The 26,395-nt window shown below is 60.0% G+C and carries 25 protein-coding genes; 15 read left to right on the forward strand and 10 right to left on the reverse strand.

Translation table 11 applies throughout. The features are described from left to right. Nucleotides 1-13: 13 nt before the first annotated feature. On the reverse strand, nt 14-2,989 hold the full coding sequence (locus CRO62_RS07395) for a PAS domain-containing protein (RefSeq protein WP_097099738.1): 2,976 nt from the start codon (nt 2,987-2,989) through the stop codon (nt 14-16). A 317-nt stretch (nt 2,990-3,306) separates the two neighbouring features. Here CRO62_RS07395 and CRO62_RS07400 point away from each other — a divergent pair, with 317 nt between their 5' ends. The 3 genes from CRO62_RS07400 (at nt 3,307) to CRO62_RS07410 (ending at nt 6,363) form a co-directional block, all read left to right on the forward strand. Continuing rightward, nucleotides 3,307-4,305: an ABC transporter substrate-binding protein gene (locus CRO62_RS07400; RefSeq protein WP_004431723.1), complete on the forward strand. Its 999-nt coding sequence runs from the start codon at nt 3,307-3,309 to the stop codon at nt 4,303-4,305. Between the two features lie 122 nt (nt 4,306-4,427). Further along, nucleotides 4,428-5,315, forward strand: a complete 888-nt coding sequence (locus tag CRO62_RS07405; protein WP_097099739.1) for an ABC transporter permease — start codon at nt 4,428-4,430, stop codon at nt 5,313-5,315. Continuing rightward, nucleotides 5,308-6,363, forward strand: a complete 1,056-nt coding sequence (locus tag CRO62_RS07410) for a quaternary amine ABC transporter ATP-binding protein (RefSeq protein ID WP_097099740.1) — start codon at nt 5,308-5,310, stop codon at nt 6,361-6,363. Before CRO62_RS07405 ends, CRO62_RS07410 begins: the two co-directional genes overlap by 8 nt. Here CRO62_RS07410 and CRO62_RS07415 read toward each other — a convergent pair. After that, nucleotides 6,360-7,589: a TIGR03862 family flavoprotein gene (locus CRO62_RS07415; protein WP_097099741.1), complete on the reverse strand. Its 1,230-nt coding sequence runs from the start codon at nt 7,587-7,589 to the stop codon at nt 6,360-6,362. The genes CRO62_RS07410 and CRO62_RS07415 overlap by 4 nt on opposite strands. 66 nt (nt 7,590-7,655) lie before the next feature. Between CRO62_RS07415 and CRO62_RS07420 the strand changes: the two genes are divergently transcribed. Genes CRO62_RS07420 through CRO62_RS07430 form a run of 3 tightly spaced genes read left to right on the forward strand, consistent with a single transcriptional unit; the run spans nt 7,656 to nt 9,602 of the window. Continuing rightward, nucleotides 7,656-8,243: an IMPACT family protein gene (locus tag CRO62_RS07420; RefSeq protein ID WP_097099742.1), complete on the forward strand. Its 588-nt coding sequence runs from the start codon at nt 7,656-7,658 to the stop codon at nt 8,241-8,243. A gap of 55 nt (nt 8,244-8,298) precedes the next feature. Next, nucleotides 8,299-8,967 (forward strand): pseudouridine synthase, encoded by a 669-nt coding sequence (locus CRO62_RS07425; RefSeq protein WP_097099743.1) that lies wholly within the window; start codon nt 8,299-8,301, stop codon nt 8,965-8,967. Nucleotides 8,968-8,975: 8 nt separating this feature from the next. Further along, entirely contained in the window at nt 8,976-9,602 is a 627-nt protein-coding gene (locus tag CRO62_RS07430; RefSeq protein ID WP_097099744.1) for a class I SAM-dependent methyltransferase, read from the forward strand. Here CRO62_RS07430 and CRO62_RS07435 read toward each other — a convergent pair whose 3' ends face one another. After that, nucleotides 9,603-9,788: a hypothetical protein gene (locus CRO62_RS07435; RefSeq protein WP_097099745.1), complete on the reverse strand. Its 186-nt coding sequence runs from the start codon at nt 9,786-9,788 to the stop codon at nt 9,603-9,605. A gap of 188 nt (nt 9,789-9,976) precedes the next feature. Between CRO62_RS07435 and CRO62_RS07440 the strand changes: the two genes are divergently transcribed. Both CRO62_RS07440 and CRO62_RS07445 read left to right on the forward strand, forming a co-directional pair. Next, nucleotides 9,977-11,206 (forward strand): PQQ-dependent sugar dehydrogenase, encoded by a 1,230-nt coding sequence (locus CRO62_RS07440; RefSeq protein WP_097099746.1) that lies wholly within the window; start codon nt 9,977-9,979, stop codon nt 11,204-11,206. Nucleotides 11,207-11,294: 88 nt separating this feature from the next. Continuing rightward, the gene (locus CRO62_RS07445; protein WP_097099747.1) at nt 11,295-12,311 is read left to right on the forward strand and encodes a DNA topoisomerase IB; all 1,017 of its coding nucleotides are present in this window, start codon (nt 11,295-11,297) and stop codon (nt 12,309-12,311) included. 3 nt (nt 12,312-12,314) lie between these two features. On the opposite strand, the gene CRO62_RS07450 is transcribed toward CRO62_RS07445, so the two are convergent. After that, on the reverse strand, nt 12,315-13,037 hold the full coding sequence (locus CRO62_RS07450) for a response regulator transcription factor (protein WP_097099748.1): 723 nt from the start codon (nt 13,035-13,037) through the stop codon (nt 12,315-12,317). 1 nt (nt 13,038) lies between these two features. Next, the gene (locus tag CRO62_RS07455) at nt 13,039-14,274 is read right to left on the reverse strand and encodes a sensor histidine kinase (RefSeq protein ID WP_097099749.1); all 1,236 of its coding nucleotides are present in this window, start codon (nt 14,272-14,274) and stop codon (nt 13,039-13,041) included. Nucleotides 14,275-14,569: 295 nt separating this feature from the next. Here CRO62_RS07455 and CRO62_RS07465 point away from each other — a divergent pair, with 295 nt between their 5' ends. From CRO62_RS07465 to recX, 6 genes are all read left to right on the forward strand, one after another. Next, nucleotides 14,570-15,586 carry an ABC transporter substrate-binding protein gene (locus CRO62_RS07465; protein WP_097099750.1) on the forward strand — a complete coding sequence of 339 codons (1,017 nt, stop codon included), beginning with the start codon at nt 14,570-14,572 and terminating at the stop codon, nt 15,584-15,586. Between the two features lie 101 nt (nt 15,587-15,687). Further along, on the forward strand, nt 15,688-17,151 hold the full coding sequence (locus tag CRO62_RS07470) for an ATP-binding cassette domain-containing protein (protein WP_097100420.1): 1,464 nt from the start codon (nt 15,688-15,690) through the stop codon (nt 17,149-17,151). After that, the gene (locus CRO62_RS07475; protein WP_097099751.1) at nt 17,148-18,089 is read left to right on the forward strand and encodes an ABC transporter permease; all 942 of its coding nucleotides are present in this window, start codon (nt 17,148-17,150) and stop codon (nt 18,087-18,089) included. The genes CRO62_RS07470 and CRO62_RS07475 overlap by 4 nt, the downstream gene beginning before the upstream one ends. Next, entirely contained in the window at nt 18,086-19,033 is a 948-nt protein-coding gene (locus CRO62_RS07480; RefSeq protein WP_097099752.1) for an ABC transporter permease, read from the forward strand. The genes CRO62_RS07475 and CRO62_RS07480 overlap by 4 nt, the downstream gene beginning before the upstream one ends. A gap of 35 nt (nt 19,034-19,068) precedes the next feature. After that, nucleotides 19,069-19,989: an SMP-30/gluconolactonase/LRE family protein gene (locus CRO62_RS07485; RefSeq protein ID WP_097099753.1), complete on the forward strand. Its 921-nt coding sequence runs from the start codon at nt 19,069-19,071 to the stop codon at nt 19,987-19,989. Between the two features lie 72 nt (nt 19,990-20,061). Next, the gene (gene recX, locus CRO62_RS07490) at nt 20,062-20,652 is read left to right on the forward strand and encodes a recombination regulator RecX (RefSeq protein ID WP_097099754.1); all 591 of its coding nucleotides are present in this window, start codon (nt 20,062-20,064) and stop codon (nt 20,650-20,652) included. Nucleotides 20,653-20,655: 3 nt separating this feature from the next. Here the strand turns inward: recX and CRO62_RS07495 are convergent, their stop codons facing one another. The 5 genes from CRO62_RS07495 to CRO62_RS07515 all read right to left on the reverse strand — a co-directional run bounded on the left by CRO62_RS07495 (nt 20,656) and on the right by CRO62_RS07515 (nt 25,642). After that, on the reverse strand, nt 20,656-21,066 hold the full coding sequence (locus tag CRO62_RS07495) for a c-type cytochrome (RefSeq protein WP_097099755.1): 411 nt from the start codon (nt 21,064-21,066) through the stop codon (nt 20,656-20,658). 92 nt (nt 21,067-21,158) lie between these two features. Continuing rightward, entirely contained in the window at nt 21,159-21,686 is a 528-nt protein-coding gene (locus CRO62_RS07500; protein WP_004431668.1) for a DUF992 domain-containing protein, read from the reverse strand. Nucleotides 21,687-21,934: 248 nt separating this feature from the next. Then, nucleotides 21,935-22,744: an ATP-binding cassette domain-containing protein gene (locus tag CRO62_RS07505; protein ID WP_097099756.1), complete on the reverse strand. Its 810-nt coding sequence runs from the start codon at nt 22,742-22,744 to the stop codon at nt 21,935-21,937. Between the two features lie 34 nt (nt 22,745-22,778). Beyond that, nucleotides 22,779-24,743, reverse strand: coding sequence for a Fe(3+)-hydroxamate ABC transporter permease FhuB (fhuB, locus tag CRO62_RS07510; RefSeq protein WP_097099757.1), 1,965 nt, complete (start codon nt 24,741-24,743; stop codon nt 22,779-22,781). Continuing rightward, nucleotides 24,740-25,642, reverse strand: coding sequence for an iron-siderophore ABC transporter substrate-binding protein (locus CRO62_RS07515; protein ID WP_174003885.1), 903 nt, complete (start codon nt 25,640-25,642; stop codon nt 24,740-24,742). The genes fhuB and CRO62_RS07515 overlap by 4 nt, the downstream gene beginning before the upstream one ends. A 348-nt stretch (nt 25,643-25,990) precedes the next feature. On the opposite strand from CRO62_RS07515, the gene CRO62_RS07525 reads away from it, so the two are divergent. Beyond that, nucleotides 25,991-26,254 (forward strand): spike base protein, RCAP_Rcc01079 family, encoded by a 264-nt coding sequence (locus tag CRO62_RS07525; RefSeq protein ID WP_097099759.1) that lies wholly within the window; start codon nt 25,991-25,993, stop codon nt 26,252-26,254. Nucleotides 26,255-26,395: the final 141 nt, after the last annotated feature.

Raw genomic sequence — 26,395 nt, forward strand, 5'->3', positions numbered from 1 at the left:
GATAGCGGGCGGTCTATTCGCCCGCCATCGTCTTTGCCGTATGGGCCAGTTCGACAGCCGAGACGATCTGCTGTTCGTCATAGGGCTTGGTCAAAAGCACAGCGGTTTCCGGCGCCCCGTTCGGCAGTTGGCTGTCTCCCGTGGCAAACACGATGGCAAGTCCCGGTTTCCGGCGCAAGGCCTCAACCGCCAGCTCGCCGCCCTTCATGTCCGGCAGGCCGATGTCGGTAACGAGAACATCGATCTCTTCCGTCTCGATCGCCTTCAGCGCCTGCACCGCATTCCCGGCCTCGACGACGGCAAAGCCGTTATCGGTCAGCATCTCGGTCGAATTCATCCGGATCAACTCGTCATCCTCGACCAGAAGCACGCAGACCGATCTGGTCTCGTCTTCGACAGCCTGCGCCGGTTCGGGCGTTTTGGAATGACGCGGTGATGATCCCGGCCTCGACTTGGCGAGAGAAACCTGCTTGCGATTGGCGATGACATGGCGGATGCGCCGCGCCAGCGCTTCGCGCGTGTAAGGTTTGGAGAGCAGTTCCACCCCGGCATCCAGCTTGCCGCCATGCACGATGGAGTTTTCGGTATAACCGGATGTGAAGAGAACGGCGAGATTAGGCAACCGTTCCTGCGCACGGCGCGCCATTTCCCGGCTTTTCAAAGGTCCCGGCATCACCACATCGGTGAAGATGACGTCAATCGGAATGCCGCTTTCGACCACAGTCAAACCGGCCTGCGCATCGCGGGCAGTGAGCACGCGGTAACCGAGATCGCTCAGTGTCTCGACGACGGTGCTGCGCACCTCCTCGTCATCCTCCACCACAAGGATCGTTTCCGTACCACCCTCGACGGGGCCGGTCGGCATCACCACTTCCCTGTCCTCGTCGGCGGCGGAACGTGGCAGATACATCTTCACCGTCGTGCCCTGCCCCACCTCGCTATAGATGTTGACATGGCCGCTGGACTGTTTTGCAAAACCGTAGACCATCGAAAGGCCGAGACCGGTGCCCTTGCCTTCCGGTTTCGTCGAAAAGAACGGCTCGAATACCTTTTCCAGAATGTCCGGCGACATGCCCGATCCGGTATCGGTAACAGCCAGCATGACATATTGCCCCGGCGAAACTTCCGAATGCTTGCGGGCGTAATCACGATCGAGAACCGCATTGCCGACCTCGATCGTCAGCTTGCCGTGCCCTTCCATGGCATCACGCGCATTGATCGCCAGATTAAGGAGAGCGTTTTCCACCTGGTTGGGGTCGGCATAGGTGTTCCACAGGCCACCGGAGGTGATGACCTCAACCTCGATCGCCTCACCAAGCGAACGGCGAAGGAGATCGTCCATGCCGGTAACGAAGCGGGAGATGTTGATAACGCGCGGTTCCAGCGCCTGACGGCGGCCAAAGGCCAGAAGCTGGCTTGCAAGCTTGGCACCGCGATGAACGCCGGCCAGCGCATTCTCCAGCCGCCGTTCGGCACGCTCGTTGCCGATCACGTCCTTTGCCAGCAATTGCAGATTGCCCGCGATCACCTGAAGAAGATTGTTGAAATCATGCGCGACGCCACCGGTCAACTGGCCGATGGATTCCATTTTCTGCGCCTGCTGCAACGCCCTTTCGGTTTGTCGGCGCTCGGCGATTTCCGTCTCGACCCGAGCTTCCAGCCCTTCATTCAGTTGGCGAAGCTGCTCTTCCGCTCTTATGCGGTGGCGAATTTCGCGTTCCAGATTGCTGGCATGTTCTTTAAGCGTGTTCTCGGCCAGTCGCTGTTCGGTGATATCCGTGTGGACACCGACCCATTCCGCAATGTCACCGGATTTGTCGAAAATCGGAACGCCACGGATCGCAAATGTGCGGTAGACGCCGTCATGGCGGCGAACGCGATGCTCCCAAACATAGGTCGCCCGCGCGGAAACGGCTTTTGTCCAGCTTTCCAGCGAATGGTCCCTGTCCTCGGGATGAACCGCTTCGACCCAGCCGAACCCCTGATACTCGTCGAAGCTCTGCCCGGTAAGTGCACCCCACGCAGGCTGCTCACCCAGCATCATGCCGTCGGCGGTGTTGGTCCAAAGCACGCCGTGGACCGCATCAACAGCGGCGCGGAAACGGTTATTGCTAAGCACAATTTCGTGCTCGGAACGTTTCCGGTCCTCGATATCGATGATCAGCACATAAATGCCGTCAACCGAGCCATCGGCGATATAGCGGGGAACATAACGGATTTCGGCGGCTCGCTTGCTGCCATCCGGTCTGCTGATCACCGTATCCGAAACGATCTTTTCGCCGCCGAGCGCACGATCGAGATAGGCCCTGCGCGAACTGAAGAACGCGTCTCCAACAATTTCAGGAACGCTGCGGCCGATCACCTCCTCGGCGCTGCGCCCGAACCACTCCAGATAACCGTCATTGGCGAATTTATAGACATAGTCGCGATCGACATATCCCACCAGGATCGGCAGGGCATTGGTAAGCCGGCTCAGCTCCTTGCGGCTCTGCTCCAGCGCCTCCACGGCCTTCACCTTTTCGGTGTTTTCAAGCACCGTGCAAAGGACGCCGTCCACCGCGCCGCCATCATTGTAGATCGGCGTATAGAACAGATCGAAGATCACCTCTTCCGGCTGACCGTGCCGCATCAGCGTCATCGGCTGGTCGCGATAAGCCATGACCTCGCCACGAAAGCCAGCCTCCAGAATGCGGCTGTTCCAGTCCCAGATCTCGGGCCAGATACCTGGCACCGTTCCGCCCAGCGCCTGCGGGTGATAATTGCCGGCAATTTCCGCATAGCCGTCATTGTAGATCATCACATGATCCGCACCCCACATCAGCACCTGCGGAATGGGAGAGTTGACGACGGAATTGGCCTTCTGCCTCAAATTCTGCGGCCAGTCGCTAATCGGACCGAGCGATGTCTTCGACCAGTCGAAGCCGCGCACAAGCTCACCCGTTTCACCGCCACCGATCGGCCATACCGGGGCAGCACGAAGATTGGTCATTCAATATCACCACAAAAAAGAGACGAAATTTTCCGTAGTACAGAACGGAATAAATGTCCAAGAAAACAGAAACTTCTGCTTGTTGTTCCCGGCTTTTCAGAAGCGCGGTCGGCAAGACTGGGGTATGCGCGCGCCGCAAATTTCGCAGAAGCACCCCACAAGCGTGATGATTGATTGACGATTGCCATCCTCAATACGCCAAAAACTGCCGCAAACGGAACGGCAACAAAGTAATTATTAACGCTCAATGCGGGTGCTGGCGGTCGCGGTGCCGTCGGCGCCCGGGTCTTCGCACACCGCGACCAGAGGGAACAAAAATGAAAATACTTTTGGGTGCCACAATTCTTTCCGCCGGCTTCGCCCTTACAGGCGGTGCAGCCTTTGCTGCGGACTGTGGAAACGTCACGATCGCCAGCATGAACTGGCAATCCGCTGAAGTCGCCGCCAATCTCGACAAGATCATTCTGGAAAAGGGTTACGGTTGCAGCGCTGAGATCGTCACAGGCGATACCGTACCGACATTGACCTCCATGGCCGAAAAGGGCCAGCCTGATATCGCGCCGGAGGCCTGGGTCAGCCTGCAGCCGGAAATCGTCAAACAGGGACTTGAGGGCGGCAAGGTCGTGGCGGCCGCCAAGATCCTGTCGGACGGCGCTGTGCAGGGATGGTGGATCCCGAAATATGTCGCCGATGCAAACCCCGATCTCAAGACCATTCCTGATCTCTTCAAACATCCCGAGCTTTTCCCCTCGCCTGAAGACAAGGCAAAAGGCGCCGTCTTCAACGGCCCGCAGGGCTGGGGCGGCACCGTCGTCACCGCCCAGCTCTTCAAGGCTTTTGGTGGTGAAAAGGCCGGCTTCACCCTGGTGGACACCGGTTCTGCCGCAGGTCTCGACGGCTCGGTCGCCAAGGCTTACGAAGCGAAACAGCCGTGGGTAGGCTATTACTGGGCTCCGACCTCGCTGCTCGGCAAATATGAGATGGTGAAGCTCGGCTTCGGCACGGAATATGACTCTGCCGAATGGAAGCGCTGCACCTCGGTTGCCGATTGCGCGGACCCGAAGCCCAATGCATGGCAGGTTGACGACGTGCAGACGCTGGTCAGCAAGACCTTTGCCGACCGCGCCGGCCCGGCCATGGACTATCTGAACAAACGTGCCTGGACCAACGACACCGTTAACAAGCTGATCGCCTGGATGACCGACAATCAGGCAACCGGCGAAGATGGCGCAAAGCACTTCCTGAAGGAAAACGAGGCTCTGTGGACGGGCTGGGTTTCTCCCGACGTCGCGCAAAAGGTCAAGGCTGCCCTCTAAAAGGGCGGCACGACATATGTGGTCGACAGCTTGGCCCGCCAATGGCGGCGCCCGGCCGTTTTTAAGTTCCGGAGCGCGGCGGATATTGCCCGCCGGCCCCGGTTCGTCGTGGAGAACAGGATATGGATTGGCTTTTCAAATTTCCGACCATGAATGACGATGCCCTGCGTGCGCTGAAGAAAGTGATCGACGAGGGGTTTCGGGGTTTCACCAGAGCCTATGGCGGCACGATAGAGGGGCTGTTCACACCGCTCCAGAGCTTCCTCATCTGGGCGGAAAGGCTTTTGATCGGCACCCCCTGGCCGGTCGTTATTCTTATTGTCGGCGTACTCGCCTGGTTTGCCAGCCGCAGCGCCACCGTTGTTGCACTATGTTGCGGTATTCTCTTTGCCATCGGCTGGTTCGGCATGTGGGAAGACACGATGAAGACGATCTCGATGATCTTCGTCTGCGCCGTGCTCTCCATCGTGATCGGTTTGCCGATTGGCATCGCCATGGCGCGGTCCAACCGCCTGCAGAGTATCGTAAACCCCATTCTCGACGTCATGCAGACGATGCCGAGTTTCGTCTATCTCATTCCCGTCGTCATGCTGCTCGGCATCGGCCGGGTCCCCGGCGTCATCGCCGTGGTGATCTACGCCATTCCGCCGATGATCCGGCTTACCAATCTCGGCATCCGCATGGTTGACCGGGACGTGCTGGAAGCGGCAGACGCTTACGGTTCCTCGAAGCGCCAGAAGCTTTTCAAGGTGCAGCTGCCGCTTGCACTCCCCACCATCATGGCGGGCATCAACCAGACAATCATGATGGCGCTCGCCATGGTCGTCATCGCCTCCATGATCGGTGTTCAGGGCCTTGGCCAGCCGGTTCTGAAGGCTATCGCCAACCAGTATTTCACGCTCGGTGTGTTCAACGGCCTGGCAATCGTCGGCATCGCCATCATCTTCGACCGCATCAGCCAGGCCTACGGCCTTCGCCTGCAAAAACACCGGGAAGTGGCGCATGGCTAGTCAATCGATCGAAATTCGCAGCCTTTACAAGATTTTCGGCCCCAAGGCGGAGAATTACATCGACGCCGTGAAGGGTGGCATGTCCAAGGCGGAACTGAACGCCAAGCACGGCCACGTGCTCGGCCTCAGCGACATCAACATCACCATGCCGGGCGGGCAGATCACCGTGATCATGGGCCTTTCCGGCTCGGGAAAATCGACGCTGATCCGCCACGTCAACCGCCTGATCGACCCGACAGCGGGAGAAATCCTTTATGGCGGAACGGATGTCTGTCGCCTCAACGAAGCGGAACTTCTGGAATTCCGCCGCCACAAGACGGCGATGGTATTCCAGAAATTCGGCCTGCTGCCGCACCGCAACGTGCTGCAAAACGTCGTCTATGGCCTTGAGGTGCAGGGCGTCGACAAGGGCGAGCGGGAAGAAAAAGCAGACATCTGGATCAAGCGGGTGGGGCTGGAAGGCTTTTCGAGCCATTATCCGAACCAGCTTTCAGGCGGCATGCAGCAGCGCGTGGGTCTCGCCCGCGCGCTGACCAACAACGCCGAAATCCTGCTGATGGACGAGGCCTATTCGGCGCTTGATCCACTCATCCGCGTCGACATGCAGACGGTACTGCTCGAGTTGCAGAAAGAGCTGAAGAAGACCGTCGTCTTCATCACCCACGATCTGGATGAGGCCCTTCGGTTGGGAGACAAGATCGCCATTCTGCGCGACGGCGAGATCATCCAGCAGGGTACAGCAGCCGAAATTGTCATGAGCCCGGCGGACAGCTATATCGAAGCCTTCGTGGAAGAGGTCAATCGCGGCCGGGTCATTCGTCTCGGCGCCATCGTCCAGCCGGAGTTTACCGGCCAGTCGCGTCTTCAGCTCGATGCGGACATGACCGTCGAGGAAGGCTTGCGTGCGCTCGTCAGGGAGGATGTCGGCAGTGCCGTCATCATCGGCGAAAACGGCAAGTCACTCGGCTCCGTCACCACAGATGCCATCATGCGCTGCCTCGTCAGGACCACGCCAAGTGCGGAAAAAAAATTGGCCGAGGCCGGTTAGGCCAAGCCGTCTAGCCATTTGGTCATACCCCTGGCGGCGGCCTTGCCGGTGGCAAAACAGGCGGTCAGCAGATAACCGCCGGTCGGCGCCTCCCAGTCCAGCATTTCCCCGGCAGCAAAAATGCCGGGGAGTTTTTTCAGCATGTAGTTCTCATCGACACCTTGCCAGTCAACGCCCCCAGCCGATGAAATCGCCTCGGCAATCGGTCTCGTCCGTGCGAGCGGTATCTCCGCATGTTTGATTCTTGCGGCGACCAGATCATCCGGCATCGCCGAGATATCGTGAAAGATTTCCCGCAGAAGTCCGACCTTGACGGCGGAGAGGCCCACGGCCTTCCGCAACCGGTTTGCAAAACTCTCCTTGCGGCCAAGCTTTGCCAGATCCCGGCCAAGGCGCTCCACGCTGCGTCCCGGCGCCAGATCGACAGCGAGTGTCGCCTTTCCCGTGTGTTCCAGCTGGTCGCGAAGTGCGGCGGAATGGGCATAGATGACGCTGCCCTCAATGCCGTGCCGCGTCACCACGAACTCGCCCTGAAACGCTCCGGCCGGGGAAATGGTGGTGACGGATTTCAACGCCTCACCGGCAAAACGCTGCCGGAAGACATCGCTCCAATCGACATCAAAGCCGCAATTGGCGGGGCGGAAAGGGTTAAGCTCCACGCCTTCAGCCGCGAGTGCCGGCACCCATGCGGCATCCGAACCCAGACGCGGCCAGCTTGCGCCGCCGAGCGCCAGAAGAACGGCGTCGACCTTGATGGAAACGTCACCCTCCGGTGTCGCAAAAACCAGCCCGTCTGCGGAAAAACCCATCCAGCGATGCCGTGTCTTGATGATAACGCCGTGCGCCTCCAGCCGGGCAAGCCATGCCCGCAACAGCGGCGAGGCCTTCATGACGGTCGGAAACACCCGGCCTGACGTGCCGACGAAGGTCTCCTGCCCCAGACCTTGCGCCCAGTGACGCAGCATGCCGGGCGTGAAATCATCGAGGGCTGCGCGCAGCTTTTGCTCCGCGTCGCCAAAACGGTGGAGGAAATTGCCGTAGTCTTCGGCATGGGTGATGTTGAGACCGGATTTGCCGGCCATCAGCAATTTGCGCGCGACGGTCGGCATCGCTTCGAATACCGTCACGGCATGGCCCGCCGCAGACAGCATTTCGGCCGCCATCAGGCCCGCCGGCCCGCCGCCGACAATCGCGACCTGCCTTGCCTTCTTCAAAACCCGCTCCATCGCATCTTAGCCATTGTGGCCTTATACCGATTTCCGCGCGCGAATATATGCGATATTGAAACGCGCATGTTCACGCTCGACCGACCCGTCACCTTTTCGCAGGATATCAAGAAAAGCCGCTTCGTTGCCTTTGCAGCACCTGTCACTGGCGAGGAGGATGCGAAAAGCTTCCTTGCGGCGCATTCTGACTTCGATGCAAACCACAATTGCTGGGCATGGCGAACCGGCCAGACCTATCGTTTCAGTGACGACGGCGAGCCTTCCGGCACGGCGGGAAAGCCAATCCTTCAGGCTATCGACGGTCAGGCGCTGGACAATGTTGCGGTCCTCGTCATCCGCTGGTTCGGCGGCATTCTGCTCGGCAGCGGCGGCCTCATTCGCGCCTATGGCGGCACGGCGGCGGCCTGCCTTCGGCTTGGCGAGACGTCACCGGTCATCGCCTATGTCAGCGCGACCTTGAGCTGCCCGTTTTCAGATCTGGCCTTGGTAAAATCGCGCCTCGCCGCCACGCAGAACCTGCGTGTGGAGAAGGAGGATTTCACCGGCACAGGCGCGGATATGCAGCTTTCGGTTCCCGCGGAGGAAGCGGGGCGTCTGACACGGCTCATCAGCGACCTCACCAGTGGCCGCGTCAATCTTCATATTCCAGACTGATCATATTGCGAGGCAGGCATCTGGCCCCATGCCCGATTTGTGCTAAGGAAGCGCAATGTCATCTGAGCTTTCCAACCCCGTCTACAATCCGCCGCTCGAACCGTGGCTCACCATCGTGCACCGAGATGACGATCTGCTGGTGCTGGACAAGCCGAGCGGACTTCTGTCGGTGCCGGGGCGCTATCCAGCGCTCTCCGACAGTCTTTTGACGCGCGTGCAGAAAAAGTTTCCGAAAGCGCTGATGATCAACCGGCTGGACAAGGACACATCAGGCATCGTGTTGATGTCGATGAACCGCATGGCGCACGCGGCAGTTGCCGCCCAGTTCGAGAACCGCCAGACCCGCAAATCCTATGTCGCCGTCGTCTGGGGCGAAGTCGAGGGTGAAGAGGGCAAGGTGGACCTGCCACTCGCAATCGACCCCGAGGACAAGCCCCGCCACCGGGTGGACCATGAACATGGCAAGCCGGCGCAAAGCCTTTGGCGCGTGCTGGAAAGATTGCCGCTTCCCGCGACGAGGCTCGCACTTGCCCCTCTCACCGGCCGCACCCACCAATTGCGGGTGCATATGAAGGCTCTCGGCCACCCTATCCTTGGCGATGAATTTTATGCAGAAGGTGAGGCGCTTGCCGCCGCGCCGCGTCTTATGCTGCATGCCGAGGCGGTGGGCTTTCGTCACCCGGATGGCCGCGACGTCACCTATACCGTGCCCTGCCCCTTCTGAGGCCTGCGATGAAAGAACAAGACGAAAGCTTCGTGGTGGATTTTGTCGGTGGTGCGGTCGGTCACCGTTTCCGCTCCGGCGAGGGGCGCGGACAGGCTCTGCCGAAAGCCGCTGGCTTCACCAAAGGCCGCACGCCAAAAATCGTCGATGCAACGGCAGGGCTCGGGCGCGATGCCTTTCTGCTCGCATCTCTCGGCGCGGACGTCACACTGATAGAGCGTTCACCCGGTATGCACGCGCACCTTGCTGACGGCATTCGCCGCGCATTGGAGGCGGGTGGAGCCTATGCCGAGGCTGCCTCCCGCATGACGCTGCTGCAGGGCGATTCCCGGCTTCTGCTGAAAGAACTTTCGCCGGAGGTGGTGATCGTCGACCCAATGCATCCGCCGCGTCACAACACGGCGCTGGTCAAAAAGGAGATGCGGGTGCTGCGGGAACTGGTTGGTTCCGATCCCGATCAGGTGGAACTGATGGAGGCGGCGCTTGAACATGCGACGAAGCGGGTGATTCTAAAATGGCCTCTGCGCGCCGAACCGATGCCCGGCATCCGCAAGCCGTCTCACCAGATAACGGGCAAGAACACCCGATATGATGTTTTCATGATTTTCGGAAAATCTCTCGATCCGGAGGAATGATCAGCGGAAGTTCGGCTTGCGCTGTGCGTTCATCAAAAGTTCGTGCCGGGATGCGAATTCTCCGAACAGCCTTCTCAACCGTGTCTCCTCAGCCTTGTCCAGCCGGTAACGGCGGCAAAACTCCGCAACATTGAGAATTGGCTTGGCTCTGTTCCCGTTTATGTTCTTGTTGTCGATGATCTGCATGGCGGCGCCCTCCGTGTAACCAGGGTGAAAACGTAGGCGCGGGCTTGCGGTTCCCTGTAAGTTCACATGGATGAAAAAAGAGGATGCTGCCCGTACACGGCCTCATCAAGTTTTCTTGAAACTATCGCAAGAAACGAATTCCTCCCCAAATGGTTCTCTGCCCGATGCAGACAAAGGAAGGGAGACCCATGTTCCGCAACAACCGATTTCTGAGTTCGACGATGCTATTCGCGCTGCTTGCCGTACCACTTGCCGGCGCCGCCCACGCACAGACCGCCCCGGCAGTCGAGACGAAACGGCCCAATGCGCCGGATCAGAAACCGGCTTTCGAGGGTCAGACCCGTGCGCCGCAGGCCGCCACCCAGCCCGACGTCGAAAAAACCGTCATTGCCGAGGGCCTACCGCACATCTGGTCGATGGAATTCTTGCCCGACGGCCGCATGATCGTGGCGGCCAAGGAAGGCGCAATTCACATTGTCGCAGACGGGAAAGCCAGCCCTGCCATCGCGGGCGTGCCGGAAGTCGCATCCGCCGGACAGGGCGGACTTCTTGACATAGCGCTCGCGCCGGATTTCGAAACATCGCGCACGATCTTCTTCTCCTTCTCCGAACCGCGCGACGGTGGAAATGGCACCTCGGTCGCCTCCGCCAAACTGACCGAGGAAGGCGGTGCAGCCAAACTTGAAAATGTCTCGGTGATTTTCCGCCAGATGCCGACCTATGACGGCGACAAGCATTTCGGTTCCCGGCTTGTCTTCGGGCCGAATAGCGAGCTTTACGTCACCGTCGGCGAACGTTCCGATGCGACGCCGCGCGTGCAGGCGCAGGATTTGTCCAGCGGCCTCGGCAAGGTCTTCCGTATCGATACGCAAGGAAAGGCTTTCGAAGGCAATCCCTTCGCGGGTCAGCAGAACGCTCTTCCCGAAATATGGAGCTATGGCCACCGCAACTTGCAGGCGGCAGCACTGGACGGAGAAGGCAGGCTCTGGACCGTGGAACACGGACCGAGGGGCGGCGATGAGCTGAACTTGCCGAAAGCGGGCCTTAACTACGGCTGGCCGGTCATAACCTACGGTATCGAATATAGCGGCGGGGCGGTTGGCCAAGGCGTGACCGCCAAAGAGGGCATGGAACAGCCTGCCTATTATTGGGACCCGGTCATCGGCCCCTCCGGCATGGCCTATTATAACAGCGACCAGATTCCCGAATGGAAGGGAGCCTTCATCGTCGGCGGACTGGTGAGCCAGGGCCTCGTCATCCTGCATCTCGATGGCGACAAGGTCGCGACCGAAAGCCGGCTGCCGCTGAAAGCGCGCATCCGCGACGTGAAGATCGGGCCGGATGGCGCGGTCTATGCCGTAACCGAGGAGCGCGGCGGCGGCGAGTCGCAGATCCTGCGGATCGCCAAAGCCGGTTGATAAAAACAGATGATCCACATGACAGGCCACCGGAACGAAGGTGGCCTGTTTTTCGTTTGCTGCAGCATGAAACCTGCCGGAAAAAACGATGCCACAACCGCCCACCCGCCTTCTTGCCAAAATCGGACTAGCCTATGTCAACGATCAGGAGCCGGGCATAGCCCGAGAAAGGCGCGGGCGCGGTTTCTGTTACCGGTTACCGGGCGGGGAACTGCTGTCCGATAACGTGGAGTTGCAGCGTATCAAATCGCTCGGCGTCCCGCCTGCCTACAGGGATGTCTGGATATGCATCGACCCATCAGGGCATTTGCAGGCAACGGGCTTTGATGCGCGCGGGCGAAAGCAATATCGTTACCATCCCGATTGGCATGCATTGCGCGGAGAGACGAAGTTCTTTCAGCTGAAAAGCTTCGGCAAGGCGCTGCCCGCCATCCGGCGACGCGCCATGGCTGACATTGCAAAACAGGATCACGGTCAGGACATGACACTGGCGGCCCTGACGCTGCTTCTAGATGCCGCCTATCTGCGCGTCGGCAACCGTTCTTATCTCGAAACCAACGGCACCTATGGCGCAACCACATTGCTCAAGCGCCACGTGTCCTTCGGCGAGACAATCGAACTGCGCTTTGCAGCCAAGGGCGGGCAGAAGGTGAAGCGGCAATTGCGCCACCCGCGCCTTCAAAAAATCCTCGAGGAAATCGCCGATCTGCCCGGCAAGGAGCTGTTTGTCTGGCAGGACAGTGAAAACCGGGTTCATTCCGTCGATTCAAGCGATCTCAACGCTTATCTTTCCCGCGTCGGCGGACAAGGCATTTCCGCCAAGACTTTCCGTACCTGGGGCGGAACGCTTGCGGCCTTCTGTCATGCGATGGAACATGTGGCGGCGGGTGAAAAACCCAGCATCAAGGGCATGTGTCAGGCAGCGGCGGTGGAACTGTCCAACACACCCGCCATTTGCCGTAAGAGCTACGTACATCCCGCCGTTCTCGATATAGCGACTGAGGAGAAGGCGCAGAAGAAGCTTGGCCGTATTCTGAAGGTGGGCGCAAAGCCGGTCTCGGGCCTCAGGGCCGATGAAAGACGCCTGCTTGCCTTCCTGCCGTGATGATCAGCGGCTAGTCGCCCATTCGCCCAGTTCCCGCTCGGCCCTTTCGAGCGCGCTGTAATTCAACAGCTTGCGCAGGAAAGCGACGGTGACGGCGCGGGTTCGAAGATTATAACGGCCTTCCGCCTCGTCATCTCCGGCCGCCTGATGGACGTTCAGCTTTTCGTAGAGGCTTTGCAGCCGGTTCTGCACGCTGCGCAGTGAAAGGTTGCGACGGCGCGCAATCGCCTTGTCCGTCAGTCCCAGCGCAACATCAACAAGGATTTCATATTCGGAATCGGTGAAGCCATGCGCCTTGCCAAGGCTTTTTTCCTGTAGGCCGCGCACTTCCCTGTCGATCACGCATTGCGCCTCGATGAAGATGCTGCGCAACGCCAGCCGCAACCGGTCGTCAGATGCTGATTTCAGCACGTAGCCATAGGCAGCACCTTCGGGCACGATGCGGGAAACGCCGCGCACATAGGCCTCGTCGGAATAGTTGGACCAGAACAGTATGCGGGTGTCCGGCCGCTCCTTCCAGATGGTGCGCGCCGCCTCGATGCCGTTGCGTTCGTTCATCTGCAAATCCATGACGATATGGGCGGCGCGGTTTTCCCGCGCCAGCTTTTCGCCTGTTCTGCCGTTTGCCGCCTCCAGCACCTTGTCGCATTCCGGCAGGGCGGCTCTCACCGCCTCGTTCAGATAGGCGCGGTGCAGCGCATCGTCCTCAACGATCAGCACGTCCAAGTCATATTTCCTCCCGCCGGTCGAAAGCGCCTTCCGGCAACGTCACGGTAATGCGGGTTCCAGCGCCTTTGCCATTGCCACCGATATCGAATCTGGCTGAAATCAGCCGTGCCCGCGTCTTCATGTTGCCGATGCCGAGGCCACCAGAGACAGCCCCCTCGCCACGGCCGCTACCGTCATCGCTCACGGTCACCCGCAACCCGCCATCCGTCAACGACAGTGTCACCGCAATCGTTTCCGGCTGCGCGTGACGAATGGCGTTGTTGACCGCCTCCTGCACGATGCGGAACAGCGAGATGGCAACCGTCTTGTCGAGTGTCTCCACAAGCCCGTCGGTCTCGTCCGTAACCGACCAGTCGATAGAAGAGCCGCTATCGCGCACGGAGCGATCCACATAGGTCTCGATGGCCTGCACGACGCCGAACAATTGCAGGATGGAGGGTTTAGCTTCCTCAATGATCTCGCGCAGATCCTGCATGCAATGCTGCAGGCTGCGCACCACCGGTTCCAGCATCTCGCCCGACACGTCCGATGCGTGGCTCATCCGCTCGATGCGTCGTGCAAGCCGCGTCAGGTCCGCCAGCGTCTGGTCGTGCAAATCCATGCCGATCCGCTGCCGCTCGGCCTCCAGCGCCTCGGTCAATTGCAGGGCACCCAGCCGCAACCCCTCCTCGCGGGCATTGGCGCGCGCTTCCTCGATCGCAGACCGTTTGGCTTGTTCGGCGGCGCGGATGGCGTAGAAATAGGGCGCCAGCAAATCCGCAACCGCGCGGGCATTGGCGACATCTTCCATCGTATAGGCATCCGACTGGTGCGAGGAGCAACTGAGCGCGCCGATAATGTCACCATGCACCTTCATCGGCACGTGCAGGCGGCTATGCAGATCAAGCTCGATGATCGGGCTGGAAAATGCGCCTTCGAAATGGAACCGCGGATCGGCGCAGGCATCGCCGCTCAAAAGGTATTCCACCTCGCCCGAGAGCACGGAACGGATGGGACTGCCGGACAGAAGGGCGGGCGGCTGGCGGCTCCAGGCGCTTGCCAGACCGCTTTCATAGGCGATGTGAAATTTGTCATCCAGCTGCTTGATGCAGACGTCCAGATGGACATGCGGAATGATATGGGTGATTTCGGTGGCGACCGCCTGAATGATGGCGTTGAATTCGAGCTGCCCGGCGAGCAGCCGCGAAATGCCCATATAGTGATGGAAAAGAGCGCTTTTCGGCGTATCCAGCATGTGCGGACACCCTCCCAAGCGCCTGCCTTGTCAACTTGTGGCGGCGCGACCTGCCCCGTATCGGCTATTCTGCGCCCGGCGGTGGCGTTTCGTCCTGCGGGTTCCCGCATCCTTTCTGCGGAAACCCGCAGGAAGATTGCCGTTATCCGCCTGTACAAGCCAAACCTTCTTGGTCATTCTCGCTTTTACTGGGGAAAGGAGCTCCAGTGCAAAGGAATTCCGCCTGCCGCCGAGGAGATTTGCGGGAAAGCGGGTTCCGAGCTCAAAAAGGGCAAGCCACCAGGGAGGAAAATCAATGGCTTTCAGAAAGATGCTTCTGGCATCGGCCGCTGTCGCATGCGCAGCTTTGCCGATCACCGCTCACGCCGATACCTCGGCTAAAAAAATCGCGCTTTCGAACAATTACGCGGGCAATTCCTGGCGTCAGGCAATGCTGACGAGCTGGGACAAGATCACCAAGCAGGCGGTTGCAGACAAGCAGGTCGCTGCCGCTGACGCCTTCACGACAGCCGAAAATCAGGCGACCGAACAGGCGGCGCAGATTCAGAACCTCATTCTTCAGGGTTATGACGCCATCGTCATCAACGCCGCCTCGCCCACCGCTCTTAACGGTGCCGTGAAGGAAGCCTGCGACGCCGGCATTACCGTCGTCTCGTTCGATGGCATCGTCACCGAGCCCTGCGCCTGGCGCATCGCCGTAGACTTCAAGGCCATGGGCGCAAGCCAGATCGACTATCTCGCCAAGGCCATGCCAAAGGGTGGAAACCTGCTCGAAATCCGTGGCCTTGCAGGCGTTTCGGTCGATGACGAAATTCACGCCGGTATCGCTGCGGGTGTCGCCAAGAACCCGCAGTTCAAGATTGTCGGTTCGGTCAATGGCGACTGGGCGCAGGACGTCGCACAGCGCGCTGTCGCCGGCATTCTGCCGAGCCTTCCCGAAGTTGCGGCAGTCGTGACGCAGGGCGGTGACGGTTACGGCGCGGCACAGGCTTTTGCCGCCGCCAAGCGCCCGACACCGACAATCGTCATGGGCAACCGCGAGGACGAGTTGCAATGGTGGAAGCAGCAGAAGGATGCCAGCGGCTACGAGACCATGTCGGTCTCCATCGCCCCCGGCGTTTCCACGCTCGCTTTCTGGGTGGCGCAGCAAATCCTCGACGGCAAGGATGTCAAAAAGGATTTGACCGTACCTTTCCTACGCATCGATCAGGGCAATCTTGAGGAAAACCTCAAGAACACCCAGAAGGGCGGCGTCGCGAATGTGGAATATTCACAGGAAGACGCCCAGAAGGCCATCGCCTCCGCCAAATAGGCCGGACAATTTCCGGACACAAGCGATTGCGGCGCTCCCTGAACGGGCGCCGCAACTGCCACCAATATTATCCAAGTTTCAGATCACTGGCGTGAATGCTCATGAATGACATCATCGAGGCGGAAGAAGTCGTTGCCGCGCGCGGCGTGAAGGTCGTGTTCGGCGCGGTAAGGGCGCTTGATGGGGCCGATCTCGTCATCCGTTCGGGCGAATGCCTGGGGCTCGTCGGCCATAACGGTGCGGGAAAATCCACGATCGTCAACGTCATCAATGGCGGGCTGACGCCGCATGAGGGGTCCATTTCCTATCGCGGCGAACAAGGCCGTCAAGGAATCGCGGCAGCACGCGCCAGCGGCGTTCGCTGCGTGTTTCAGGAATTGTCGCTCTGCCCGAACCTGACGATCAGCGAAAACGTCCGCATCATGCATGGCGCGATGAACGGGCGGAACTGGCGCGGACGTGCGCTCACCATGATCCGGCATACGCTGGACGAAATTTTTCCCGGCCACGGTATCGATTGCGAATTGACGATCGCAGAACTCTCCATCGCCGAGCGGCAGATGGTGGAAATCGCCATCAATTTCTGTCGAATCCCGGATGCGCCAAGACTGGTGATCCTCGATGAACCGACCTCCTCGCTTGATGCCGGTCTTGCGGAACAATTGATGGATTATGTTCGCAGTTTCGTGCGCACCGGCGGCTCCGTTCTGCTGATCTCACATATTCTCGGCGAGATTCTGTCGACAGCCACCCGCATCATGGTGATGAAGGACGGCCGAGTGGTCGCTGATCGGGCAGCGGGCGAATTCACGACGCGCACGCTGGTGGAAGCCATGGGCAGCGTCGTCAAGGAACAGGACAGGCAAAAGGGCGAAAACCGCAAGGCGGGAGAGAAGGTGCTTTCGATGCCGGCGCGCCGGGGCGAAGGCCTCGCCTTCGAGGCTTTCCGCGGTGAAATCATCGGCCTTGCCGGTCTCGGCGGCCACGGCCAGACGGAAGCGCTGCTCGATCTCTACCTTGCCCGCAACAGCAGCTGGCTGCCCGCGCGCAAGACCGACATCGCCTTCGTGGCTGGTGATCGCAGTCTGAACGGCACCTTCCCGCTGTGGAGCATTCTCAAAAACCTTTCCATCGCCTCGCTGCGGGATATTTCATCCGCAGGCATGGTGGACAGGGGCAAGGAAACCGAGCTTGGCGGGCAATGGAAAAAGCGCATCGAAATCCGCACGCCCGATATGGGCAACAAAATCCTTTCGCTCTCCGGCGGCAACCAGCAGAAGGTTCTTTTCGCCCGCGCACTCGCCACCACGGCCAGCACCGTATTGATGGATGACCCCATGCGCGGCGTCGATATCGGCACCAAACAGGAGGTCTACGATATCTTGAGAACCGAAGCATCCCACGGCCGCACCTTCATCTGGTACTCCACCGAGATGGATGAAATCCGCCTTTGTGACCGGGTCTATGTGTTCCGCGACGGCGCCATTCAGGCGGAACTGGTGGGAGAGGACATCACCGAACAGAATGTGCTGGCCGCTTCCTTTTCCGGAGAGGACCACGCATGAAACTCTCCGCCAGTGCCCTTCGTCTCATCATTCCCGCCGCCTCGCTCGCCTTCCTGCTCGCCGCCGTCTTTTACATGCAGCCGCGCGCCATGAGCTATAACGGACTCAACCTGCTGTTCAATCTGGCGGTGCCGATTGCACTTGCCACCATTGCGCAGATGCTGATCATGTCCGTCAACGATCTCGATCTGTCGATGGGTACCTTCGTCAGTTTCTGCGCCTGCGTCACCGCCACCTTCCTGCAAACCACGCCACTGCTCGGTATCGCGATCTTCGCCGGTGCGATTGCGGTTTATGCGATGCTGGGCGCCATCATCCACATCCGCGCCCTGCCCTCCATCGTCGTCACGCTTGGCATGAGCTTTGTCTGGGGCGGCCTTGCCGTCCTCATCCTCCCCTCGCCCGGGGGCCAGGCCCCCGTCTTCATCCGAGCGCTGATGACGGCAAAACCGCCGCTCGTGCCAATTGCCATCGTCGCCAGCATCGTGATTGCGGTCGTCGCCCATTACATCGTCATGCGCTCCTCCTTCGGTGTGCTGATGCGCGGCGTCGGCGGTAACTTCCGCTCCGTCGAGCGCTCAGGCTGGTCGGTTATCGGCATACGTGCCGCCACCTTCGCGCTGGCAGGTTTTTTCGCGGTGCTGTCGGGCATAGCACTCGTCGGGCTGACGACATCGGCAGATGCCAATATCGCGCTTCGCTACACGCTGCTGTCGATTGCCGGCGTTATTCTGGGCGGCGGCGAATTCGTCGGCGGCCGGGTTTCACCCATCGGTGCCGTCATCGGCGCGCTGACGCTCACCCTTGCCGGTTCCTTCCTGTCCTTCATGCGCATTTCGCCGGACTGGCAGATCGGCGCGCAAGGGGCGATCCTCATCATCGTGCTGGCGCTCCGTATCCTGCTCAACCGTCTCGAAAAGCGGGAGAAAAACCAATGAACGGGCTTTCGTCCATCTCGAAAAAACCATGGATATGGTCGTTCGCCGCAACGGCTGCGGTCTGGATCGTCACCGTCATGTTCACCGGCGGCGCAAGCTCCTTCGGCCTGTCGCACGCAGCCCTTACCTTCGCGGCCTTTTCCGTAATCGTCGGCATCGGCCAGATGTTCGTCATCACGCTCGGGCCTGGTAATATCGACCTCTGCGTTCCCGCCACGATGACGCTATCAGGCACGTTGGCGCTCAAATTCATGGATGTGTCGGACGGTCTCATCCTGCCCGGACTGCTGATCGCCATTCTGATCGGCATCGCCATCGGCATCGGCAATTACACGCTGATCAAGCTTCTGCGCATCCCACCGATCATCGCGACGCTTTCAATGAGCTTCATCGTGCAGTCCATCGCCATCTGGTCCAACCGCGGCCTGCGCATCAAGCCGCCGGAAACACTGGCCACTTTTGCCACGTCGAGTTCTCTCGGCATTCCGAATGTTGCCCTCGTCGCACTTGTCCTCTCGGTCATCGCCTGGCTGCTGCTCGACCGCACCTTTTACGGACGCTGGATTTCCGCCATCGGCCAGAGCACGTTCGCAGCCCGCATGACCGGCATTCCTGTGGATGGAACACGCTTCGTCACCTATGTGCTCTGCGCGGTTCTGGCGGCGATTGCCGGTTATCTGCTCGCCAGCTTCTCCGGCGGCGCGGCACTGAACATGGGATCGGAATATCTGCTGATGTCCATCGCCGTGGTGGTGATCGGCGGCACGGCGGTTGCGGGCGGCGATTCCAACGTACCCGGTATCTGGGGAGCCTCGCTCTTCATGTTCCTGGTGGTCTCGATGCTGAATACCTATGGTTTCGGCGCGGGTATCCGCCTCATCCTCACCGGCCTTATCATCATTTCCGTCATTCTTCTGGCAAGCGGCCCCAAGGCCACACGCTGAACCCCGAACGACAAGCACTCAAGCGGACCACGCTCATGACCACAGACAACGCCTCACCTTACGAAATTCACGATGAACGCTTCCGCCTTCTGATCGTCGGCAATGCGGAACTGGAAGAGCTTTATTCCGGCTGCCGCTGGGCCGAAGGCCCGGTGTGGTTTGCCGATCTGAACTGCCTGCTGTTCAGCGACATTCCCAATGAGCGCATGCTGCGCTGGGTCCCAGATGGCGGGGTCTCTGTGTTCCGCCACCCCTCCAACTTCACCAATGGCAATACGCGCGACCGGCAGGGACGGCTGGTTTCCTGCGAACATGGCGGCCGTCGCGTCACCCGCACCGAAGTCGACGGCTCGATCACCGTTCTTGCCGACAGCTACGGCGGCAAGCGGCTGAACTCGCCTAATGACGTGGTGGTGAAATCCGATGGCAGCGTCTGGTTCACCGATCCCACTTACGGCATTCTTTCCGATTACGAGGGCTACAAAGCGGAACCCGAACAGAAGACGCGCAACGTCTACCGGCTCGATCCGGCAACCGGAGAGATCACGATCGCCATCGACGACTTCGTGCAGCCGAACGGTCTGGCTTTCTCGCCTGATGAAACCAAGCTCTATGTCGCAGACAGTTCCTACAGCCATGATGTATCCCGCCCGCGCCATATCCGCGTCTTCGATGTCGTGGACGGCGTGAAGCTCACAAACGGCCGGGAATTCTGCAATCTCGACAATGGCTTGCCTGATGGATTCCGTCTGGATACGGCGGGCAATCTCTGGACCAGTGCCGGCGATGGCGTCCACTGCTTCTCGCCTGACGGTACGCTGCTTGGCAAGATCAAGGTGCCGCAGACGGTCGCAAACCTCACCTTCGGCGGCCCGAAGAAGAACCGCCTGTTCATCACCGCAACGAAATCGCTCTATTCGGTCTACGTCGCCGCAACCGGCGCGCAGACGCCTTGAGACACTGAAAAACCGGAGGGCATATGACGGACGGGAACTGGCAAGACGACTTCTCTGCGCTATAAAAGCGGGATGAACGATGATTCCAGCTCCTTCCTGACCGACGACATGGCACTGGATGGCGAAACGCAGGCCATCGAACCCACCAGCCGCATGCTGTCATGGGCGCGCAATTCCGCTCTCTACCGGCTGGAACAGCGCATGATGACGGAAAAGCAGCTGCGCGATGCGATCACCCGCAAGGCGCGGGAAAAATTCGAGGATATCAGCCACGCTCAGATAAAGGCCCTTGGCGAATTCGCCGTGACCTTCGCCTATGGCATCAAGGCGCTCGACGATACGGCTTATGCAGAAATTGCCGTGCGAAGTGGCCAGCGCAGCGGCAAGTCGAAGCGCGGGCTTGCGCAAAAACTTCAGATCAAGGGCATTGATCGGGAAACGGCCGCAGTCGCGCTGCAGGAAACCAACGATCTGGTGGCGGCCGTCATCTTTGCGCGCAAGCGCGCCTTCGGCCCCTTTCGCCGTGTCGAGCTTGATGAAAAACGCAAGTCGAAGGAATTTTCCGCCTTCGCCCGCAACGGCTTCGGCTTCGAAATCGGCGCGAAGGTGATGGCGATGACGGTGGAAGAGGCAGAAGAGATCGTCTCGGAAGCACCGCTTTAAGGGTTATTGCGGCATCGGATGCGTTTTCAGATAAGCGATCAGATCCGCAATATCCGTTTCGCTCCACAGCCCGAAAAAGCGCATCGAGGTTCCGGGGATCGCCTTTTTAGGGCTCGAGATAAAAATTTGCAGCTCCTCCTCCGTCCAAACCCGACCCGCGGCACCGGCATCCTTCAGCGCCTGCGAATAATGGCCGTAATCAGCCACGGAAGCCATCGGCCTGCCTACCACGCCCATCAGATGCGGTCCCATGCGGGGGCGAGGCGCATCGATGCTGTGGCAGTTGGAACAGCGGCTGAAAACTTTTTCCCCGTGCACCGCATTGCCTTCGGCCAATGCCGGTGCAGCAATACAGAGGAAAAAAGCCATTGAAGCCGGAAGCGTTCTGAATGCCGAGATCATCATGCCCCACATAATACAACGCCCTCCCCGTCTGACAACGAAGAGGGCGTTTTTTAACATGCGACAGAATGCCCGGCTTTATACGCCGGGCAGTACGCCGATGATCAGTTCATCGCCGTGAGCGTCACGGACGTACCGGTGGCGGCGAGATTGAGGCCAACCTGACCCGTTACGCTGACCGTCTGAAGCTGGATGGAGCCCGAGGTGCCGCCAACGAGGATGTTGGTGCCAACGCCGAGACCAACGGTCACTTCAGCCGTGGCGCCCTGATAAAGGCCACCGAGCGAACCACGATGGTAACCCGCTGTCGGGGCGAAAACAGCCCAGACCAGACGGCCCTGCGTGGTGAAGCCAAGGTCAACGCCCATCTTGCGGATAGCGCCGGTGTAATGGTCGGTGCGACGCGCGCCCATGGTGGACTGGAAGGTGCAATCCAGTTCCTTGGCCGAGCCGATTACGTAACCGACGCCACCGCCGATATCGCAGGTGAGGTAACCGATCTTGACGCCATTGCGTTCGTCCTGCTCCTGCGGAGCCGGCTCATATCTTGCAAGGTCGGCAGCGAGTGCGGACACGGTTCCACCGAGACCCATCGTCAATGCGGCAAAAGTTACGGCAACAGCCTTTTTCATCTGATTTTCTCCTGTTTTATTCCTACCCGCAGCAGCCCTTCTTGCCCTCTCCGGATATTGAATTCCGCACTGTTAACGTTTGTTCCCCGAAATCGATCCAAAACAACTGAATTGGGTGCAAGGAAAGCAAAACGGTTAACAATGTCTACTGGCGGTAGGATGCCATTAAGACATTGTTAGGGCGGGAAACGCCTGTCGAATTCCTGTTAAAGGCGAGTACGTCAGGGCGTTGTTTTGCTGCAACGATGTCAAAACGGCAGTGCTACGGGAAAGCCGGTCGCAGCATGGGTCATGACATCCATACGGACGCCATAGATACGCTCCAGCGTTTCCGGCGTCATGATTTCTTTCGGCGTTCCCCTTGCGATCAGTTTACCGGAATGGAGTGCGACGATCTCATCGCAGAACCGCGCCGCCATGTTGACATCGTGCAGCACCACGATGACGCCGAGACCCTTTTCCCGCGACAGTCTTTGCACCAGCGAGAGAACCTCAAGCTGGTGCGCCATGTCGAGCGCCGATATAGGTTCGTCGAGAAGCAGGCTTTCGGCGTTCTGGGCAACCAGCATGGCCAGCCACACGCGCTGGCGCTCCCCGCCGGAAAGCGTGTCCACCAGCCGGTCCCTGAAGGCCACGGTGTCGGTCAGCTCGATAGCCTCGTCCACCCTTTCCTGATCCACCTTGGTGAATTGGCCGAGCGCGCCGTGCCAGGGGTAACGGCCAAGCGCCACCAGTTCCTTGGCCAGCATGCCGGAGGCAGCCGGCGTATATTGCGGCAGATAGGCAAGCTTTCGCGCGAATTCGCGGTTGCCCCAGCTCCCTAACGGCTGCCCCTCGAACGACACCTTGCCCGCCGTCGGATCCTGCATGCGCGCGAGTATCTTGAGCAGCGTCGATTTTCCCGAACCGTTATGGCCGATAAGACCGATGGTCTTGCCGGTGGCAAAGCTTGCCGTCAGCGGATGCAGCAATGTCCTGCCCGGAACCTCCATCGTTACCGCTTCCAGAGAGAAAAGCGGGATATCGTCGTAATCCACGGCAGGTGCGGCCTGACCCATTGTTCTCATCTCCGTAAATCGTTCAGAAAAATCATCATCGCCTGCCTGAAAGCCAGATCAGATAGGGCGCACCGGCCAGAGCCGCAAAAAGCCCAAGCGGCAGCTCGTAAGGAAAGGTCACGGTTCTTGCCCCGAGATCGGAAAGCGCCATCAACACCGCACCGAACAGGAACGATGCAAACAGGTGGTCGCGCGGTGTGGTGAAACCGGCCCGAAGCGCAATGTGCGGTGCCATCAACCCGACGAAGCTCAGCGGACCGACCAGCAGTGAGGCCGCACCGGTGGCAATGCCGGCCACGGCGATGACTGCAATACGCGCCGTAGCGAGCGGCAGACCTAGTGAGAGCGGCACATCCCGGCCAAGCGGCAGGATCACCAGCCAGCGCGTCACCGACAGGGCAGCGGCCAGGAGCACGACGGAAAGCACCGCAAGAAAGATCGCCGAAGCTGATGTCGCCGTCGAACCCGAGCCGCTGAGCCAGGAGAGAATTTGCCAGGCCCGCTGATCACCAATGGCAAGCAGTGCCGAAAGTACCGCCGAGCAGAGCGAACTGATGGCAATGCCGGCGAGCAGTATTTTTTCAGGCGCCAGATGCCGACGCACCGAAAAGAACAGAACGAGCATCATGACGGCTGCCGAGCCGAGGCCAGCGCCGCAAAACAGTTCGAACAGCCCGGCGGCCGGAAAAAGCGTGATGGCGGCGGCAAAACCAAGACCCGCGCCACCGCTGACGCCGATCACCTCTGGGCTTGCCATAGGATTTCCGGTCAGCCGCTGCAGAAGCGCGCCCGCCATCGCCAATAAACCACCGGCGGCACAAGCCGCCATCAACCGCGGCCAACGAAAGGGCAGAAGGCTTTGCAGGTCGCCAGATTTCAGCACCGTCCAGCCCTCCGGCCCCTTGCCGATGGCGAGGGCTGCAAAAACCAGCCCAGCCATGATGACAAGCACCGGCAGCAGGGAGGCAAGCCTGCGTCTGATCGCGAGATCGCCGCCTTCACTGCGATGGATATTCGTGGGCGGGATTTTCTGCAGCAGCCAAAGCAGCAAAGGCCCGCCGATGAGAGCCGTGACCGCACCCGTTGGAAACACTTCCGCTGTCGTACTCGCCAGAAGCTGCACGAGACCGTCGCAGAACCAGAGCAGCAGACCGCCCAGAAGCGGCGAAACGAACAGCACGGAGGATGCACGTCGCACACCCAGCGCACGGGTAAGCGCAGGTGCTGCAAGGCCGATAAAACTGACGAGACCGACGGCGGCGGCGACGAATGCCGCCAGCATCACGGCGACGGCAGCCACCGCCAGCCTGATCGAAAACAGCGATACGCCGAGCGATCGCGCACCGGAATCGCCGAGATCCAGAACCGTCATTGGCCTTATCAGCAGCCCGGTGAGAACCAGACCAGCGAGAAGTTGGGCGGCAAGCACAAACGCATTCGACCAGTCCTGCTGGCTGAGCGAACCGCCATTCCAGACCACAAGCGACATCAGATATTCGCCTCGTGCAAGCGTCAGCGCGGCGGCAACGGAAGCGGCGGTGATGCCCACCAGCAGTCCGGACACCACCATGGTGACTGGCTCGAAGGACCGCCGCCAGCCGAGAAGAAACACCACAGAGGCCGCAGCGGTACCGCCGGCGAGCGCCACCCATGTGCGGTTGCCATCCAGCACCGAGGGGAAGAACAGGGTCGCGATGACGATTGCCAGCTGGGCGCCGGCAGAGATGCCAAGGGTGGAGGGGTCAGCAATCGGATTGCGCAGCAATTGCTGGAAAAGCGCACCCGACAATCCCAGCATCGCCCCCGCCAGAATGGCAACCGCCACACGCGGCATCAGGCTGAAGGCGAAAATGACCTGATCCATCGACATGGACGCAGCATCGAACGGCAGGCCGGGCCAAGCGCCGAGAGGTAACCGCAGCAATCCGGCATGCAGGGAAAGCCCGCAGGCCAGAAGAAAGACGAGGCCGAAGAAAAGCTGGAGAGGCCGTGCCGTCACAATGCCTCTCCGTGGATCGCCAGAGCCTCGGTCAAAAGCCGCGCAAAACGCATGGCTGCGGTGATACCGCCATAGGGGCTGACATTACCGAGGGTGACCACCCGGTTTTCCCGCACGGCCGGAAGCGCACGCCAGATGGCACTGTTGCGCAAGCTCTCGCGGGCCTCCACCGGAACATCCGAAACAATGACAATGCGGGCATCGGCCACGTCGGCTAGATTTTCGAGCGGAACCGGGGCGGCGAAGGTGAACTGCGAACGGTCGACCCAGGCGTTGGTCAGCCCCAACCGGCCAAGAATATCGCCGAACATGCTGTCTTCACCGAAGGCGCGGAAATGCCGGGCATCGCCGATGTTGATCACATAGATCGGCCGCGACGCAAAAACTGCCAGGCGCGCCCGCATGGCTTGCAGCGCAAGGTGTGTCTCGTCCAGAACCTTGCGGGCTGCGTCAGCCCTGCCCAGCTTTTCGCCAAGTGCCGAGACCGCGGCAAGCGACTTTTCAAACGGCGGCTCGCCCTTCACGTAAAATGGCAATGAAAACACCGGCGCTATCGCTTCCAGCCGGCCGGTATAACGTGTGTAGAAAGGTGAAATGAGGATGAGGTCGGGCCGGGTCAGTTGCAGAAGCTCAAAATTCGGCGCGCCGCGCAGACCAAGATCAGAGACGGTTTCAGGAATTTCCGGCTCGACGGCACCTGCCCTGAACTGGATGAGTTCAGTTGCGGCAACCGGCATGATACCGAGCGCGACGGAGGTTTCCAGCATGGCCCAGTCGATCGCTGCAAGACGCGGCGTCACCGCCGCCCGCGCCTTGCCCGCAAGAGCCGAAGCGGCAAGCAGCCCCAGAAATTCCCGCCGCCCCCAACCGGAAGACATCAATCGATCTCTGCGCTTCATGCCCCTGCTGCTTCACTTGATATGCGTTACCACCGATGGGTCAGCTTGCGCGCAACGGTTCTTCCGTCACCGTAATACCATCCGAAAGTGGAGCAACTAGAAATATATTCTTTATCAGTCAAGTTTTACAACAATGCGCGATCCCGGGGATAAAAATTCGCCGCCATCCTGTTGGCCGACAGGAATGGCGATACGGCCAACCCCATGAAATTGCGTAAGGACCATAAGTCTTTCCGGCTGAACCCGTTGCGGGACCGGAGCCTGCGCCGACATTTGTCTTCCCCGCTTGTCCCCGTCGCCCCGGCTCACCGCATAATCACGGCGGATTTTGATTTACGGGAGACCGCAATGTCTGAGACTTACACACATCATAGCGCCGGCCTCGAATCACCGGCGTCCCACGGTTTCGACATCGTTCCTGATGATAACAACCCGCTGCCGTCAGCCACACGCGCCATTTATGTCGGCAATGGCGGGCAGCTATGCCTAACCCTGCTGTCCGGGGCAACGGTGACCTTCCAGAACCTGCCTGCGGGCAGCCTGCTACCGGTCCGGGCCACGCGCGTGTTTTCAACGCGCACCACGGCGACAGGACTCGTCGGGCTGAATTAGTTGATATCCGCTCGAGAGCTGTTCATCGACCTGAAACCACGTCCACCGCCGCATGGCGCGCGGCGCAACGTTACAGATTCATGACAATCATTCAGGTTGACGTCAGCTAAATGATGCAACCGCCATCCACTGGCCTCTGAG

Source organism: Rhizobium sp. AN6A (genome assembly GCF_900215635.1).
GTDB lineage: Bacteria > Pseudomonadota > Alphaproteobacteria > Rhizobiales > Rhizobiaceae > Agrobacterium > Agrobacterium tumefaciens.

What these genes read in the sequence shown, in the direction of transcription:
- CRO62_RS07405 (WP_097099739.1), top strand. Translation starts at nt 4,428, where the DNA reads ATGGATTGGCTTTTCAAATTTCCGACCATGAATGACGATGCCCTGCGT.
- CRO62_RS07445 (WP_097099747.1), top strand. Translation starts at nt 11,295, where the DNA reads ATGCCACAACCGCCCACCCGCCTTCTTGCCAAAATCGGACTAGCCTAT.
- CRO62_RS07470 (WP_097100420.1), top strand. Translation starts at nt 15,688, where the DNA reads ATGAATGACATCATCGAGGCGGAAGAAGTCGTTGCCGCGCGCGGCGTG.
- CRO62_RS07455 (WP_097099749.1), bottom strand. Translation starts at nt 14,274, where the DNA reads ATGCTGGATACGCCGAAAAGCGCTCTTTTCCATCACTATATGGGCATT.
- CRO62_RS07500 (WP_004431668.1), bottom strand. Translation starts at nt 21,686, where the DNA reads ATGAAAAAGGCTGTTGCCGTAACTTTTGCCGCATTGACGATGGGTCTC.
- CRO62_RS07435 (WP_097099745.1), bottom strand. Translation starts at nt 9,788, where the DNA reads ATGCAGATCATCGACAACAAGAACATAAACGGGAACAGAGCCAAGCCA.
- CRO62_RS07440 (WP_097099746.1), top strand. Translation starts at nt 9,977, where the DNA reads ATGTTCCGCAACAACCGATTTCTGAGTTCGACGATGCTATTCGCGCTG.
- CRO62_RS07475 (WP_097099751.1), top strand. Translation starts at nt 17,148, where the DNA reads ATGAAACTCTCCGCCAGTGCCCTTCGTCTCATCATTCCCGCCGCCTCG.
- CRO62_RS07410 (WP_097099740.1), top strand. Translation starts at nt 5,308, where the DNA reads ATGGCTAGTCAATCGATCGAAATTCGCAGCCTTTACAAGATTTTCGGC.
- CRO62_RS07495 (WP_097099755.1), bottom strand. Translation starts at nt 21,066, where the DNA reads ATGTGGGGCATGATGATCTCGGCATTCAGAACGCTTCCGGCTTCAATG.
- CRO62_RS07465 (WP_097099750.1), top strand. Translation starts at nt 14,570, where the DNA reads ATGGCTTTCAGAAAGATGCTTCTGGCATCGGCCGCTGTCGCATGCGCA.
- CRO62_RS07395 (WP_097099738.1), bottom strand. Translation starts at nt 2,989, where the DNA reads ATGACCAATCTTCGTGCTGCCCCGGTATGGCCGATCGGTGGCGGTGAA.
- CRO62_RS07425 (WP_097099743.1), top strand. Translation starts at nt 8,299, where the DNA reads ATGTCATCTGAGCTTTCCAACCCCGTCTACAATCCGCCGCTCGAACCG.
- CRO62_RS07515 (WP_174003885.1), bottom strand. Translation starts at nt 25,642, where the DNA reads ATGAAGCGCAGAGATCGATTGATGTCTTCCGGTTGGGGGCGGCGGGAA.
- CRO62_RS07525 (WP_097099759.1), top strand. Translation starts at nt 25,991, where the DNA reads ATGTCTGAGACTTACACACATCATAGCGCCGGCCTCGAATCACCGGCG.
- CRO62_RS07430 (WP_097099744.1), top strand. Translation starts at nt 8,976, where the DNA reads ATGAAAGAACAAGACGAAAGCTTCGTGGTGGATTTTGTCGGTGGTGCG.
- CRO62_RS07505 (WP_097099756.1), bottom strand. Translation starts at nt 22,744, where the DNA reads ATGGGTCAGGCCGCACCTGCCGTGGATTACGACGATATCCCGCTTTTC.
- recX (WP_097099754.1), top strand. Translation starts at nt 20,062, where the DNA reads ATGAACGATGATTCCAGCTCCTTCCTGACCGACGACATGGCACTGGAT.
- CRO62_RS07415 (WP_097099741.1), bottom strand. Translation starts at nt 7,589, where the DNA reads ATGGAGCGGGTTTTGAAGAAGGCAAGGCAGGTCGCGATTGTCGGCGGC.
- CRO62_RS07420 (WP_097099742.1), top strand. Translation starts at nt 7,656, where the DNA reads ATGTTCACGCTCGACCGACCCGTCACCTTTTCGCAGGATATCAAGAAA.
- CRO62_RS07400 (WP_004431723.1), top strand. Translation starts at nt 3,307, where the DNA reads ATGAAAATACTTTTGGGTGCCACAATTCTTTCCGCCGGCTTCGCCCTT.
- CRO62_RS07485 (WP_097099753.1), top strand. Translation starts at nt 19,069, where the DNA reads ATGACCACAGACAACGCCTCACCTTACGAAATTCACGATGAACGCTTC.
- CRO62_RS07480 (WP_097099752.1), top strand. Translation starts at nt 18,086, where the DNA reads ATGAACGGGCTTTCGTCCATCTCGAAAAAACCATGGATATGGTCGTTC.